14 protein-coding genes and 8 tRNA genes are annotated in these 14,676 nt (G+C 45.6%); 20 read left to right on the top strand and 2 right to left on the bottom strand.

From position 1 onward, the window contains the following. The first annotated feature begins 3 nt into the window (after positions 1-3). From FE296_RS07010 to yajC, 16 genes are all read left to right on the top strand, one after another. A tRNA-Glu gene (locus tag FE296_RS07010) sits at positions 4-75 on the top strand. A 6-nt stretch (positions 76-81) separates the two neighbouring features. After that, positions 82-157: transfer RNA gene (locus FE296_RS07015), tRNA-Val, on the top strand. 17 nt (positions 158-174) lie between these two features. Continuing rightward, positions 175-248: transfer RNA gene (locus tag FE296_RS07020), tRNA-Met, on the top strand. Between the two features lie 27 nt (positions 249-275). Then, a tRNA-Asp gene (locus tag FE296_RS07025) sits at positions 276-353 on the top strand. A 23-nt stretch (positions 354-376) separates the two neighbouring features. Then, positions 377-451: transfer RNA gene (locus FE296_RS07030), tRNA-Gly, on the top strand. 7 nt (positions 452-458) lie between these two features. Further along, positions 459-535, top strand: a tRNA-Arg gene (locus tag FE296_RS07035). A 16-nt stretch (positions 536-551) separates the two neighbouring features. Continuing rightward, a tRNA-Leu gene (locus FE296_RS07040) sits at positions 552-630 on the top strand. A gap of 7 nt (positions 631-637) precedes the next feature. Next, positions 638-711 (top strand) — tRNA-Pro (locus FE296_RS07045). Between the two features lie 203 nt (positions 712-914). Beyond that, on the top strand, positions 915-1,607 hold the full coding sequence (locus FE296_RS07050; RefSeq protein ID WP_150364581.1) for a BofC C-terminal domain-containing protein: 693 nt from the start codon (positions 915-917) through the stop codon (positions 1,605-1,607). A 307-nt stretch (positions 1,608-1,914) separates the two neighbouring features. Then, positions 1,915-2,418 carry a crossover junction endodeoxyribonuclease RuvC gene (ruvC, locus tag FE296_RS07055; RefSeq protein WP_017686765.1) on the top strand — a complete coding sequence of 168 codons (504 nt, stop codon included), beginning with the start codon at positions 1,915-1,917 and terminating at the stop codon, positions 2,416-2,418. Then, positions 2,415-3,029: a Holliday junction branch migration protein RuvA gene (gene ruvA / locus FE296_RS07060; protein ID WP_036616866.1), complete on the top strand. Its 615-nt coding sequence runs from the start codon at positions 2,415-2,417 to the stop codon at positions 3,027-3,029. Before ruvC ends, ruvA begins: the two co-directional genes overlap by 4 nt. A gap of 55 nt (positions 3,030-3,084) precedes the next feature. Next, positions 3,085-4,095, top strand: a complete 1,011-nt coding sequence (gene ruvB, locus FE296_RS07065) for a Holliday junction branch migration DNA helicase RuvB (protein ID WP_091020485.1) — start codon at positions 3,085-3,087, stop codon at positions 4,093-4,095. Positions 4,096-4,166: 71 nt separating this feature from the next. Next, positions 4,167-6,272, top strand: coding sequence for a SpoIID/LytB domain-containing protein (locus FE296_RS07070; protein ID WP_411860565.1), 2,106 nt, complete (start codon positions 4,167-4,169; stop codon positions 6,270-6,272). Positions 6,273-6,278: 6 nt separating this feature from the next. Continuing rightward, positions 6,279-7,307: a tRNA preQ1(34) S-adenosylmethionine ribosyltransferase-isomerase QueA gene (queA, locus tag FE296_RS07075; protein ID WP_047844089.1), complete on the top strand. Its 1,029-nt coding sequence runs from the start codon at positions 6,279-6,281 to the stop codon at positions 7,305-7,307. Between the two features lie 43 nt (positions 7,308-7,350). Continuing rightward, the gene (gene tgt / locus FE296_RS07080; RefSeq protein WP_150364583.1) at positions 7,351-8,487 is read left to right on the top strand and encodes a tRNA guanosine(34) transglycosylase Tgt; all 1,137 of its coding nucleotides are present in this window, start codon (positions 7,351-7,353) and stop codon (positions 8,485-8,487) included. Between the two features lie 67 nt (positions 8,488-8,554). Further along, on the top strand, positions 8,555-8,869 hold the full coding sequence (gene yajC / locus FE296_RS07085; RefSeq protein WP_091027608.1) for a preprotein translocase subunit YajC: 315 nt from the start codon (positions 8,555-8,557) through the stop codon (positions 8,867-8,869). A gap of 125 nt (positions 8,870-8,994) precedes the next feature. Here the strand turns inward: yajC and FE296_RS07090 are convergent, their stop codons facing one another. Next, entirely contained in the window at positions 8,995-9,387 is a 393-nt protein-coding gene (locus FE296_RS07090) for a TIGR04086 family membrane protein (protein ID WP_017686772.1), read from the bottom strand. Between the two features lie 229 nt (positions 9,388-9,616). Between FE296_RS07090 and FE296_RS07095 the strand changes: the two genes are divergently transcribed. Then, complete coding sequence (locus FE296_RS07095) at positions 9,617-10,345, top strand: YetF domain-containing protein (protein WP_124116400.1); 729 nt, start codon at positions 9,617-9,619, stop codon at positions 10,343-10,345. A 3-nt stretch (positions 10,346-10,348) separates the two neighbouring features. Here FE296_RS07095 and spoVB read toward each other — a convergent pair whose 3' ends face one another. Then, the gene (gene spoVB / locus FE296_RS07100) at positions 10,349-11,956 is read right to left on the bottom strand and encodes a stage V sporulation protein B (RefSeq protein WP_150364584.1); all 1,608 of its coding nucleotides are present in this window, start codon (positions 11,954-11,956) and stop codon (positions 10,349-10,351) included. Positions 11,957-12,183: 227 nt separating this feature from the next. Between spoVB and FE296_RS07105 the strand changes: the two genes are divergently transcribed. From FE296_RS07105 to secF, 3 genes are all read left to right on the top strand, one after another. Continuing rightward, positions 12,184-12,423: a post-transcriptional regulator gene (locus FE296_RS07105; protein WP_036617497.1), complete on the top strand. Its 240-nt coding sequence runs from the start codon at positions 12,184-12,186 to the stop codon at positions 12,421-12,423. Positions 12,424-12,514: 91 nt separating this feature from the next. Then, positions 12,515-13,765 (top strand): protein translocase subunit SecD, encoded by a 1,251-nt coding sequence (gene secD, locus FE296_RS07110; protein ID WP_051447453.1) that lies wholly within the window; start codon positions 12,515-12,517, stop codon positions 13,763-13,765. Then, on the top strand, positions 13,755-14,666 hold the full coding sequence (gene secF, locus FE296_RS07115) for a protein translocase subunit SecF (protein WP_150364585.1): 912 nt from the start codon (positions 13,755-13,757) through the stop codon (positions 14,664-14,666). Before secD ends, secF begins: the two co-directional genes overlap by 11 nt. Positions 14,667-14,676 lie beyond the last annotated feature (10 nt).

Below are 14,676 nucleotides of genomic sequence, written 5' to 3' on the forward strand. Positions count from 1 at the left end.
TAAGGCCCGTTGGTCAAGGGGTTAAGACACCTCCCTTTCACGGAGGTAACAGGGGTTCGAATCCCCTACGGGTCATAATATGGAGGCTTAGCTCAGCTGGGAGAGCATCTGCCTTACAAGCAGAGGGTCGGGGGTTCGATCCCCTCAGCCTCCACCATATAAACTTTATAACGACGCGGGGTGGAGCAGCCCGGTAGCTCGTCGGGCTCATAACCCGAAGGCCGCAGGTTCAAATCCTGCCCCCGCAATTATACTTTCCTTTGAGAAAGTGATCTGGAACCGTGGTGTAGTTGGCCTAACATGCCTGCCTGTCACGCAGGAGATCGCGGGTTCGAATCCCGTCGGTTCCGCCATTTTTATATTAATAATACCGTGTGCGGAAGTGGCTCAGCGGTAGAGCATCGCCTTGCCAAGGCGAGGGTCGCGGGTTCGATTCCCGTCTTCCGCTCCAATATTTTGCGCCCTTAGCTCAGCTGGATAGAGCGTTTGACTACGAATCAAAAGGCCGGGAGTTCGAATCTCTCAGGGCGCGCCATTATAACTTCAAATTTGCCGGCGTGGCGGAATGGCAGACGCGCTCGACTCAAAATCGAGTGGGAAACCGTGGAGGTTCGAGTCCTCTCGCCGGTATATATAACGGGATGTAGCTCAGCTTGGTAGAGCACCTGGTTTGGGACCAGGGGGTCGCATGTTCAAATCGTGTCATCCCGATCTCTAAAAACACTATCTAATTATAGATAGTGTTTTTTTATATTTATCTATATAAGATTCTATAAATGCAGGTTCCGGTATTCACTATGACAAGTTCTCTAACCTAACACATGTGTGTTCCTTCTTCAGACGATAAGTTAGTTGTGCATAAAGCCTCAGTCTTTAGGTCACAATAGGTTTAAAAAGTGATAGAAGGGGTTCATGTGAACACGTTTAACTTCAGAAAACAATTCAAGAGACGCTGGCGACGGTGGAAACGAACAGTATGGATGACGGCGGCTTTGCTTGCAGTTACGATATTGGCTTACAGCGGGTTGTCCATCTCATCGGCAATTGAGCGTTTGCTGACAACTAATTTTAGTGAGGCAACCAGTGTGTTGGGGCCTGTTACGCAGGAAACAAGATCTGAACAGGAGATTCAGGCGTTAGTAGAGCAACTTGATTCTGATCCGGATCATTTAACAAGTGTGGTTTTGGAAACACAGTACATCTGCGGAGTGGAGACAGAGCAGTTAGGGAAGATGGCTAGACCGCAGTTGAAGATGTTACTAGCTCAACATCCGGAATGGGATGCTACCGTTGAAACATCAGATGAGTTGCATTTGAAGCAACGTGTAGATGACCTTTCATCGCTTTGTAAACAGCAGGCTTATATCAGCATAGATGCTGTAGGGAACCTTAATTTGTACGAGGGTAAGCCTACAGATGAGAAGGTTATTCGTACGTTCTTTCAGTTGGATGTTGGGACGTTGGAGAGTTCTTTGCCTGAAGGCGTACTGGAGCAATTGCAGCAGGGGATTCGGATTCAGGACAAGGATGAGTATGATAGCGTAATCTCTACGTTCAGTGACTATGCCGTGGATGAAGACCATCATTTAATCCGTAATGGCGGGTAATCCAAACGTATCACCTACTGTATAAGATTGTTACGTAACTGAAACGATGATGGCAATAGCGATAACATGGGTGGTTTAGGTAACCAAGCGATAGACCCAAAAATATGTGAAATATGATGAAGGACATCGAAGGGATGTCCTTTTTGTCGTTTATACTAAAATAGTTGAAAATACGAATAAACATGTAAAAAATTCGCGAATAAAGACGAGAAATCAGTTAGACAAAGTTTTTCCTGCCGCAGGGTCTATCTTTTGTTATAATGAAATGAACGATACATATGTTCGCTTTTGTGAGGGAGAGATGGTTTTGCGTTTTTTGGGAATTGACCCGGGGATTGCGATTGTTGGTTTTGGTTTTGTGGATAAAATCGGCAGTAAGGTGGTACCCGTACAATATGGATGTATTCAGACGGAAGCTCATACTCCTGAAGAGGAACGGTTGCTTCACGTATATGAAGGTATGGTGCAATTGATTGATAAATACAAACCGGACGCAGTAGCGCTGGAGAAACTTTTTTTCAATCGGAACGTTACAACAGCGATGTCTGTCAGTCAGGCTAGAGGGGTCATGGTACTCGCTGCCGCACAGAAGGGTTTGCCTATTGCAGAGTATACGCCAATGCAGATCAAGCAGGCCGTTGTGGGGTACGGTAAAGCGGAGAAGAAGCAAGTACAGGAGATGGTCAAAATGTTCTTGCGTCTCCAGGTCGTTCCTAAGCCGGATGACGTAGCTGATGCATTGGCTGTAGCCGTGTGCCACGCACACTCTTATACATTAAATTCCAAGTTGAATGAGGTATTGCGAAAATGATTGATTTTCTAAGAGGACAGTTCATTCATGTAGAGAATGATTATATTGTGCTGGATGTTCATGGTGTAGGGTATCGCGTATTCTGTCCAAATCCCTTTGCGTTTGCGAAGCAAGAAGGCGAAATTACCGTGTACACTCACCATCATGTGCGTGAGGATGCGATGTTGCTGTTTGGATTTGTTACACGGGATGAACAGCGTTTGTTCCGTAAACTGATTGAAGTATCCGGTATCGGTCCAAAAGTAGCTCTGGGCATACTCGCTGGGGGTACACCAGAACATGTGGTTACGGCGATTTACCAAGAGAATCTTACGTTCTTGACCAAATTGCCCGGGATCGGCAAGAAGACTGCACAACGCATGATTCTGGATCTCAAGGATAAGCTGGATAGCTTTGGAGCGGCAGCGTATGCAACAGGGTTGTTCGCTCCTCCATCGGAAGAGTCAGGAAGTGGTTCAGCCTGGGATGAGGCACGTGAAGGTCTCAAGGCACTTGGGTATACTGATAGTGAGCTTGATAAAGTGTGGCTCAAATTGAAAAAGGATGTTACTACAGCAGATTCCGTTGATGTGTTGATGAAAAAGGCGCTGCAAATGCTGTTTACGGGATAATACAAATTGCATATTATAATATAGCTGTAGCCTGCAAAAAAAGGTAGGGATGAATATGGATGATCGGATTATTTCCGCGAACCTGATGATGGAGGACCAAAATGTTGAGTTGAGTCTTCGTCCCCGGTATCTGAATGAATATATCGGGCAGAATCAGGTGAAGGAAAATTTAAAGATATATATTGAAGCTGCCAAATTCCGTAATGAGGCATTGGATCACGTTTTGTTATATGGACCACCTGGACTAGGTAAAACAACACTTGCCAACATTATTGCCAACGAATTGGGTGTTAATTTACGAACTACGTCAGGCCCGGCCATTGAACGCCCGGGTGATCTTGCAGCATTGTTAACCAATCTGCAGGAAGGCGATGTCCTGTTTATTGATGAGATTCATCGTTTGCATCGTACAGTTGAAGAAGTCATGTACCCCGCTATGGAAGATTCCGCATTGGATATTATGATTGGTAAAGGTCCAAGTGCACGTTCCGTTCGGCTGGATCTGCCGCCATTCACTCTGATTGGGGCTACAACGCGTGCTGGCTTGCTGTCTGCTCCACTTCGAGACCGATTTGGTGTTATCAGTCGATTGGAATTCTACACAGTTGATGAGCTGGCTTATATCGTCTCACGCTCTACCGAAATTTTGGGTGTGGAAATTGTGGGGGATGCTGCGCAAGAGATTGCATTGCGCTCACGTGGGACACCGAGGATCGCGAACCGTTTGTTAAAACGAGTACGTGACTTTGCACAGGTGCGTGGTGACGGGATTATAACACAGACACTGGCTGAAGAAGCGCTGCAACGTCTCCAGATTGATCCGCGTGGCCTGGATGAGATTGATCACAAGATGCTCAAATCGATGATCAATAGCTTCCGGGGAGGCCCGGTAGGGCTGGATACCATTGCTGCTACGATTGGTGAAGAAAGTCAGACGATAGAGGATGTCTATGAACCGTATCTGCTTCAGATTGGTATGATTCAGCGTACACCAAGGGGCAGGATCGTAACAGATCTCGCTTATCATCACTTGGGTCTGCCTGTTCCACCAAGAGACGGGAAATAATTGAATCTGTTGAATATTCATCATAAACATTGAAATAATCACGTTAACCCGATATAAAGTGAAAGAAAAGCATGGAGAGGAGTCTGATTGTGGGAAAAGCAATACGAACGAAGAAGTGGAGTCGTCGATTGAAGGTACTGGCGGCAGCTCTTTTGACAGTGAGTTGTCTGCAAGTGCCTGCATATGCAGCAGGAAATGATGGACAGACGATCCGGGTAGCCATGTTTGCAAATCTGGGCAGTACGTATAAATCAACTACACCACTCATTACGCTTGAATCGACCGGACAATGGAGCATCCAATCGGAGAGTGGCGCAAATGTAAGCCTTCCGGCAGGGCAGATCCGTTTCAGTGCAGATGGATTCCGAGTGAAAGTGTTGGAAACAGCGGATTTCAAGGCAGCATCTGCAGCAGCAAAATTGTTGCAGGCAACCGCAGATAAACCGTTGCTGTTCACAACGGCTGTGAATGGAAATGTCATTTACCAGCTCTACACAGGTAACTATGCAACGGAGGCACTGGCTGGACAAGCTGTTACACGAGTACAAAAGGTAGCTGCGGCTCAATTGGCTGGTCAAAAGCCAGCTGTAACGGGAAGTAAACGCCTGTCTGCTGGAACCTATGGTTCGATTCAGGAAGCAGAGGCAGCACAAGCCAACCTTTTATCAACAGGAGTTAGTAGTGTCTATCCAGTCCTTCAACTGAGTGGGGGAAGCCAAGCATATGCGGTATGGGTGGGTGAAGCTTCAACGGATGCGGAATTAACTGCATTGAAGACCAGTGTGGAAGCCAAAGCTCCGGGGGTAAGTCTTTCACCTGTCAACAATAGTGCCGGGCTCATCATCCGCCAGGATGCAGGATTAAGTACGGACGCACTCAAAACCGCTCCGCATTACACCATTGCAGGTACTGAATCCAAAGCATTGGTACAAGGGAATGGGAATGGCATCAAAGTAGTGGAACGTTCCCAGCGAACATATCGTGGAGATATGGAAATCAGCATCGTGAGCGGGGATCTGGCGTTGGTCAACGTCGTTCCACTGGAGCAATACTTGTACTCTGTCGTAGGAGCAGAGGTGTATTCCTCCTGGCCTGCTGAAGCTTTGAAAGTTCAAGCCGTTGCTGCTCGATCCTACGCGCTTCAACAGGGTGAACGTTTCAAAATTGCGAATGTTGTGGATACAACGCTCAGCCAAGCTTATAACGGGATTGGTTCGGAGAACGATAAAGTAACCAGTGCAGTGGATGCAACTGCTGGAGAAGTGGTCAAGAGCGGTGGGAAAATCATCGAAGCTGTGTTCTCCTCCAATGCGGGCGGCCAGACGGCTCATCCTTCTGAAGTATGGAACGGCGGAGCTGGTGTGTTTACCAATGTTGTCAGTTCGGGGGATACATCGGCCCAGGCAGGATTACATACGTGGTACCATGTGCTGCTCAGTTCAGGCGTTAGCGGGTACATTCGTGAGGATAACATCAAAGAATTAACAACCAAGACCAATGCGGGGTTGGCCAAAGTGACGGTAACGGCTCAGAATACCAATGTGCGTGCCATTCCGTTAATTCAATCCACCGTTGAACCTGTAGCCAAAATGAATCCAGGTAACGAAGCTGTTGTACTGGCAAAAGTAGCTCAATCCAATGATTATGCTTGGGTGAGAGGACCTTTCACGTCTGCTCAGTTGGTTAAATCCCTTCAGGGTAAAACAACAGCGTCTGTTCCTGCTTCAATCTCAACCTTGGAAGTGACCAAGCGTGGACCTTCCGGAAGAGCACTTGAAGTCACTGCCAACGGACAGGCTATGACGGTGAAATATGCCGATACATACCGCTCTGCACTCGGTGGATTACCGAGCACTTTATTTGATATTGCAGGAACCGGAAGTTATACTGTATTAGGCGCTGACGGCAAAACAGCCAGTAAAACCGGCTCAAATGGTGCCTCTGTATTGTCTTCTTCTGGCGCAGGAACATCATCCGGTAATGCACTTGTCGTTATGAGTGGTGATGGTCAAGCGAGAGCGGTAACGCAGGGTCAGACCTTCATGTTCATCGGTCAGGGCAATGGCCACGGATTGGGCTTGTCCCAATGGGGAGCCAAAGGCATGGCAGATGAAGGGTATGATTACCAGGCAATATTGAAACACTATTATCAAAATGCGACTATTGTTAAGGAATGAAACTAAATGAATGTGAACTTATATGATTTTGAATTACCAGAGCAATTGATAGCACAGACGCCGTTGCTTGATCGCACGGCATCCCGTTTGCTTACCTTGAACAAAGATAGTGGTGAGATTAATCATCAAACGTTTCCCGATATTATCGATTTTCTGAATCCCGGCGATACATTGATTCTGAATGATACACGTGTTCTACCAGCCCGTCTGTTCGGTACAAAAGAAGATACCGGAGCAAAAGCGGAAGTGTTATTGCTCAAAAATGTGGAAGGCGACAAGTGGGAAGCACTTGTTAAGCCTGGTAAAAAGCTGAAAGCCGGTTCAGTCATCGTATTTGGTGATGAACTCAAGGCAATCATTGAAGAAGAGGGCGAGATGGGGGCACGTACACTTACGTTTACGTATGATGGAATCTTTCAGGAGATTCTGGACCGTCTGGGTGAGATGCCGTTGCCACCTTATATCAAGGAGACATTGGATGACCGTGAACGGTATCAGACCGTGTATGCCAAGCATGAAGGATCGGCGGCTGCACCTACAGCAGGATTACATTTTACGGATGAGTTGTTGGATCAGATTCGTGCCAAGGGCGTTAATGTCGCCTTCATCACGCTTCATGTAGGACTGGGAACATTCAGACCGATGTCGGTTGACGTTGTTGAAGATCATGTCATGCATGAGGAGTATTACTCCTTGTCACAAGAAACAGCTGACCTGATTAACCAGACCAAAGAGAATGGACACCGTGTTTTTGCGGTTGGGACAACGAGCTGCCGGACTTTGGAAACGGTAGGCAGCAAATTTGAAAATGGAATACTGCAAGCGAGCAGCGGATGGACCAGCATTTTCATCTATCCCGGTTATTCCTTCAAAGTGATCGATGGGATGCTTACGAATTTCCATCTCCCGAAATCCACGTTGGTTATGTTGGTTAGTGCACTAGCAGGCAGGGAACATATTATGCAGGCATATGAGGAAGCCATTCAAGAGAAATACCGGTTCTTCAGCTTCGGCGATGCCATGTTGATATATTAGTATAACGGTATAACGATTAACTTTTAGAGGATGATTAAAACCAATGGCAGCAATTACGTATGAACATATCAAAACTTGCAAACAATCCGGTGCACGTCTGGGACGTGTACATACACCTCACGGTATTATTGAAACACCAACCTTTATGCCTGTAGGTACACAGGCGACTGTCAAAACAATGAGCCCTGAAGAATTGAAAGAAATGGATGCTCAGATTATTTTGAGTAATACCTATCACCTGTTTCTGAGACCAGGACATGAAATCATTCGTGAAGCTGGCGGGTTGCACAAGTTCATGAACTGGGATCGTCCAATTCTGACGGACAGCGGAGGATTCCAAGTGTTTTCTCTTAGCGAAATGCGCAAAATTACGGAAGAAGGCGTTAACTTCCGTTCTCATCTGAATGGAGACAAGAAGTTCCTTTCTCCTGAAGTGGCGATGGAAATCCAGAATGCACTTGGCTCCGATATTATGATGGCGTTTGATGAATGTCCGCCATATCCGGCCGAATATGAATATGTCAAAAAATCACTCGAAAGAACGAGCCGCTGGGCAGAACGTTGTCTGGAAAGTCACGCTCGTCCGCATGATCAAGGTCTGTTTGCCATCGTACAGGGAGGCATGCATGAAGATCTTCGCCGTCAGAGCGCCGCAGATTTGACTTCCATGGATTTCCCGGGGTATGCTATTGGTGGACTGAGTGTTGGAGAACCGAAACATTTGATGTATGGAGTATTGGATTATACGTTACCTTTGTTGCCAACCAATAAACCACGTTATTTGATGGGGGTAGGTTCGCCTGATGCGTTGATTGAGGGATCCATTCGTGGAGTGGACATGTTCGATTGTGTTCTGCCTACTCGGATTGCCCGTAACGGAACAACGATGACCAGCCAAGGACGTCTGGTAGTTCGTAATGCCAAGTTTGCAACTGATTTTGGGCCACTTGACCCAGAGTGTGATTGCTACACTTGTCGTAACTATTCCAGAGCTTATCTGCGTCATTTGATCAAAGCAGATGAAACATTTGGCCTGCGTTTGACAACGATCCATAATCTTCATTTCTTGCAGAATTTGATGCGTAATGTACGTAAAGCCATTATGGAAGATCGTTTGCTTGATTTCCGGGATGAATTTTTCGATCAATATGGTCTTCATGACAATGACAAAGGTTTCTGATTGAGTTTTTGAGGAAACCGGCGTAACAAGCAATATCTGTATGTATAGTCGATAAGGGGGAGTTTGAATGTTTCAGGGAATGACTCTAGCAGGAACACAAGCGGGCGGAGGCATTGTATCTTTGATCGTACCGTTGGTACTCATGGTTGCAATTTTCTACTTCTTGATGATTCGTCCACAGAACAAAAAGCAAAAGCAACGGAATTCGATGCTGAGCCAATTGAAAAAGGGCGATAAAATTGTAACAATTGGTGGCCTTCACGGTACGATCGCTGAGATTACGGACGATGTGGTTGTATTGCGTGTAAACGATGTAACTAAGCTTACATTTGACCGTAATGCAATCAGTACGGCTGTAGCTCGTGATACGGCTGTTGAATAGTTACTGTAACATAGAATAACGAGGGTGCGTTTGTGGCGTATTCCCTAGTAGAGAACCGGATCTCCTTGGAGACCCGGTTCTCTTTTTTGTTTTATGAAGGAGGGTTGATGTTCATTAGCAGTCAGCTAGGAACGATGCGTATTAACGCCGAACATGCCACCGAGAGCTGAAATGAAGAAAGCGCTAAGCAGTTGTAAACTATCTTTCCAATTAAACGAAGCATCCAGCGCGAGAAATCCGATCAACAGCACAAGGAGTCCATATACGATTCCGGTGATTCCTCCGTAGTACCATCCTTTTTCACCAGAGCGTTTTCCTGCCACAAAACCACCAACCAATAATGACAAGCCATGAACAACATAGGTATACAACGAGAGGTCCTGTTCCCGCATTCCGCTCATCCAGAGAAACAAGGAGAGAATTAATGCCCCGATAAACATCCATACAAAAGCCTGACAGAGGCCTGACAGAATCGGATTGGACACTCGAAACGAAACCAAGCGGCGGATCAATTGCATGAAGCAACCCCCTTGTACAAGTTATAAGTTAATACAGTGTATGGTCAAGCCTTCGGACTTATGAACTGTTTTCCATTAAATGAACGGATTATTTCTGCATGAGCATGTAAGGTTCAGGTCAAAATAGGGATTGCACTACCCAAGCTAACTGTTAAAAACTCAGTTTCGAAGGAGGACCCCTGTTGTGAACTTCCCAGATGTCGGATCACATATCTTTCGAACCATTCTCATGTACTTTCTGGTGTACTGTGCAATGAGGGTTATGGGTAAACGTGAGATTGGTAAGCTATCCATGTTTGATCTTGTCGTGTCCATTATGCTCGCTGAAATGGCTGCTTTTGTCATTGAAGATATTGATAAACCGCTCTCTTATGGGATTGCTCCCATGCTTACCTTGATCATTGTACAGATCGGAATGGCCTTTATAGGTCTTAAAAGTCGGCGTCTTCGCCTGATAATTGATGGTAAACCTACTGTTTTGATCTCCAAAGGCGTTCTTCACCGAGATGAGATGCGGAAGCAACGCTATAATCTGGATGATCTATTGCAACAACTCCGTGAACAGAATGTAGACAGTATCGGTGAGGTTGATTTCGCTATTTTGGAGACCACAGGCAAGCTGACCGTGTTTCCCAAGGATGAGAATACTTCTAACGACAGCAATTCTTCCGGTTCTGACTCAGAAGATTTTTCTTCCAGTAAATCCAAAACGGGAAAAAACCAGATTGACGGATCTCCAAATATCAAATTTCCAAATATTAAATATGAAGGTCTGCCTCTACCCTTAATTATGGACGGAAAGGTCCAGGATCAGAATCTGGAGATTATTCAGAAAACGAGATTTTGGCTGAAAAATCAAATTCAACATAATGGTATTTTGGATTTCAAGGATGTATTTATTTGCTCCATTGACCACAATGGGAAGATATATGTCAGTCCAAAAGATGATAAAAAATGAAAATCATTTGCCTGAACGGCGCTTGAACCATGAACCAATCAAAGGAGCACGGGACAGATCATGAAAGTCAATCATTTTGGTCCAGCCCATGACGATGAAATACACGATAAGTCCGGCAAAAGGAGCGAGAAGCATCCTCACCCAAAAAGGCAATATCATGGCAGTCTCTTCGTATACGAGTAGGGTCGCTGCACCCATGATAAACATACCTGCACCCGTCTTGACCCAATCCATCATTTTGAAGCGGAACTGTAGCAGGCTACGTACACTTTGGGCATGTAACAGCGTAACTACCGTAGAATTCACACAGATGGCGATGACTGCACCGAAGATGCCATATTCAGGCCGGGAAGCAAGCGTTAAAATCAACGTGATTTTGATAACAGCACCGATAAACGTATTCAGCAATGCTTTACCCGGACGGTCAAGAGCTTGTAATGCAGCTTGAAGAGGAGCTTGAATATAAATGAACAAAGCAAAAGGAGCCATTAGTTTCAGCATGCTTCCGATCGATGCATCATTATACAGAACAAGACACATCGGTTCGGCAAGCACATACATAAACACAGAAAACGGAGCACCTGTCACAAGTGCCAAACGTAAGGCCTGATGCATTCTTTTGTGAATCAGTGCGCGATCTCCCTGAGCAGAAGCTTCGGACAGTGAAGGCACAAGTGATGTCGCGAGCGATGAGGTTAGTGCCCCCGGCAGCAGCAGCAAAGGAATAATCATACCTTGTAATGCACCATATTGTGCTGTAGCAAGTCCTTTGGATATGCCTGCCAGAGCCAGACTCTGGGCAGTAACGATGGTTTCGGCCAGATAGGATAAGGAGCCAACCAATCGGCCCGCTGTAACAGGAATAGAGATTGCAAGCAAACGCCGGATTAATCCGGGCTGTGGAGTACCCGTTTCTTTCAGAACTGAAGGTTTGGTTGTGAGATTGGACATGTTCTGTTGCTTAGCGAGCGGTAACTCTTTCTTCTGCCTGTTATACTTCCACAAGAGTACAAGCATACCGCCGAATTCTCCAACGAGCGCTCCCAGCATGGCACCAGCAGCAGCTTGTGCAATACCGTGGGGGAGGAGAAGCCAGGCAAACCAAATGACACAGACGATACGAATGATGGTTTCAACAATGGATGAAATGGCAGTAGGCATCATGTTTTGCTTACCTTGGAAATACCCTCTGTAGACAGCAGATACGGCGATAATGGTAATCATGGGACTCATACTAACGAACGTATGGTACACCCGCTCATCTGTGAGCACGTACTTGGTAACCCAGGGTGCAAATAGAATGCACAAAAACATGAATACAACACCCAGGGTCAACGTAAAGCTTAAGCTTACTTGCAGGATTCGCTGAGGGGAATAACGATTGGCACCGGTATCAGCTTCGGCTACGAGCTTGGCTACGGCGAGCGGAATACCACCCGTAATTAATGTCACCAGTACGATAAAAAAGGGATAGCTCAATTGGTAGATGCCAACACCTTCTGCACCAATGACTCGTGGCAGCGCAATGCGCGGAATGAAACCAAGTATTCGATTAATTATACCTGCCGCGAGCAGGATCATGGCCCCCTGGATAAATGTCTGTTTCTTCAAGACTACCCCTCTTTCCCGGTTGAAAGTACAGGCTATCAACATAAACGGGACAAAGCCGTTGTTCTTCATCCTATGCCAGTCCTTTATCTTCTCATGACTACTTGGACACGATTAACAAAAAGAACCATAATCAGCAAGAAGGAATATGATCAGGTGAAGTCGAATCATGTAATATTGATGCCGCATAAAGGCTTGGATGTACGAAGGGAGGCTCCCCGTTGGAAGAAATGAATGATGTGGAGTTGGAACAGTCAATAGAGATGCTCTGCCGTAGCAAAGCAGAGGAATTAAGGCTTGTCGGTTACGAATATGTCACCAGCAAAGATGTCTGGAATTGCGTCAGTCATAAATATGAAAAACAGGGCATTCCACCGCTTCACCAGCTGGTGAACGACATTTTGTCACTGAAAGCAACAAGCTTTATGAACTTTATGACCGTGTCTGCATACCGGGGGTCCTCTTTCTAGACGAAAGGGATCTTTTTTGTTGAAAATTGACTGCTTTTTACGGCATCGCTATAATAGGAATATTGAGAACGAAAGGGGATCTAGGAACGGCATGAAAAGAATTATCAGTTTCATTCTGGTCGTGCTTGTCACCACAGGGGTAATGGTGGGAACAAGCCCGGAACTGCTCAAAAATATACGCTTGGGCCTTGATTTAAAGGGAGGCTACGAGATCTTATATGAAGCAGAGCCGCTCGAAGCAGGTCAACAAGTAACGAAAGCATCTTTGGTGCAAACGGCTAAAAGCCTTGAAAGCCGCGCCAATGCGCTCGGAACAAGCGAACCGGAGGTAACCACTGAAGGAAGCAACCGGATTCGATTGAAGTTGGCAGGGGTTACGGATGAGGCTGAAGTTAGAGCCAAAATGAAAGAACCTGCTGTTTTGACCTTCCGTAGTAAAGCAGAGAACGACAAGGAAGGCGAATACACCAAAATTGAGCTTCGCGGAAATGAATTTGTTGAGAATGCAGCCAAAGTTGTGTTCACTCAATTGAATGAGCCGATGATTGACATTCAAGTGAAAGACAAAGCCAAATTTTCCGAGATTACCAAACGTTTGATCGGACAACCTCTCGCCATTTATTTGGACGATGAGCTGCTCTCTGCTCCAACCGTTAGACAACAGTTGACAGATGGTTCCGCTCAGATTTCGGGTGCCTACACTCGTGATGAAGCAAACCAGCTTCGTGACACCATTAACCTTGGGGCATTGCCACTGAAACTTACAGAGAAGTATTCACAAAGTGTTGGTGCAACACTTGGTAAGCTTTCTCTGGATCAGACTATTAAAGCGGGATTGATTGGTTCCGTTATTATTCTAGTGTTCATGATTGGGCTTTATCGCATTCCTGGTATTATTGCGAGTTTTGCCTTGATCACACATACGTGGCTGGTACTTGCAATCTTCTATTTAGGAGAATTCGTGCTTACCCTTCCAGGTATTGCGGCGTTTATCCTGGGTATAGGGATGGCGGTGGATGCCAATATCATCACGTACGAACGGATTAAAGAGGAGATGCGCAGTGGTAAGTCGATCTTGTCTTCGGTTAAAGCGGGTGGTAAACATTCCTTCCGAACAATCATTGACTCCAATATTACAACCATTATTGCTGCGGCTGTTATGTTCTTCTTGGGAACAGGTGCGGTTAAAGGTTTTGCACTCGTGCTGATTTTTGATATTGTCACCAGTATTATCACGAATATTTTCTTCTCCCGCTTCCTGTTGACCCTGCTTGTACGGGGTAACGTGTTGAAGAAGCCTAAGTACTTCGGAGTGAAGGAGAGTGAAATTCGTGCGCTTTAATTGGAATTTTGATTATGTTAAAGGTAGTAAGATTGCCTATATTTTCTCGATTATTCTGACGATTACGGGGATCATCAGCATTCTGGCTCTGGGTTTGAATTATGCGGTTGATTTCCGTGCTGGATCGAATGTGGATATCTCGGTATCCAAAGCAATCACAGCGGAGCAGATTAAACCTATCGTTAAGGACATCGGTGTTGATGAGGGTGATGTTACCATTACACCGGGGGCTGACCGTGTAAATGTTCGTTTCTCCAATGAATTGGATGAGACCCAAGAGAGTAAATTTAAACAGGAATTTACCAAACTGGATGCATCGGCTTCCTATGAAGTAAATACGGTTGATCCGGAGATGGCCAAAGAATTGGAGCGCAATGCGATCTACGCGGTACTCATTGCAAGTATCGGGATCATGATCTATGTTGCAATCCGATTCGAGTGGCGCTTTGCTGTGGCAGCAGTGGTTTCATTGTTCCATGATGCATTTGTCGTCATAAGCGTATTTTCGATCTTCCGCTTGGAAGTGGATCTGACCTTTATTACCGCAGTATTGACCATTGTCGGATTCTCAATTAACGATACCATCGTTATCTTTGACCGTATTCGTGAGAATTTGCGATTTGCTAAAAAGTCTTCTAAAGCAGACTTGCGTGAAGTAGTTAATCACAGTTTGTCACAAACAATGACTCGTTCACTAAATACAACATTTACGGTTTTTGTTGCTTCACTTTGTTTGTTTATTTTTGGCGGAGAATCCATCCGCATGTTCTCACTTGCAATGGTGATCGGAACACTGTTCGGCGCTTACTCTTCAATCTTTATTGCGGCACCATTATGGCTCACGCTCAAAGGTAAACAAGTTAACAAGCCAAAAACAACAGTAGCCAAAGAATCTAACTAAACATCTTATT

The sequence above is a fragment of the Paenibacillus sp. UASWS1643 genome (assembly GCF_008693195.1).
Lineage (GTDB): Bacteria > Bacillota > Bacilli > Paenibacillales > Paenibacillaceae > Paenibacillus > Paenibacillus amylolyticus_B.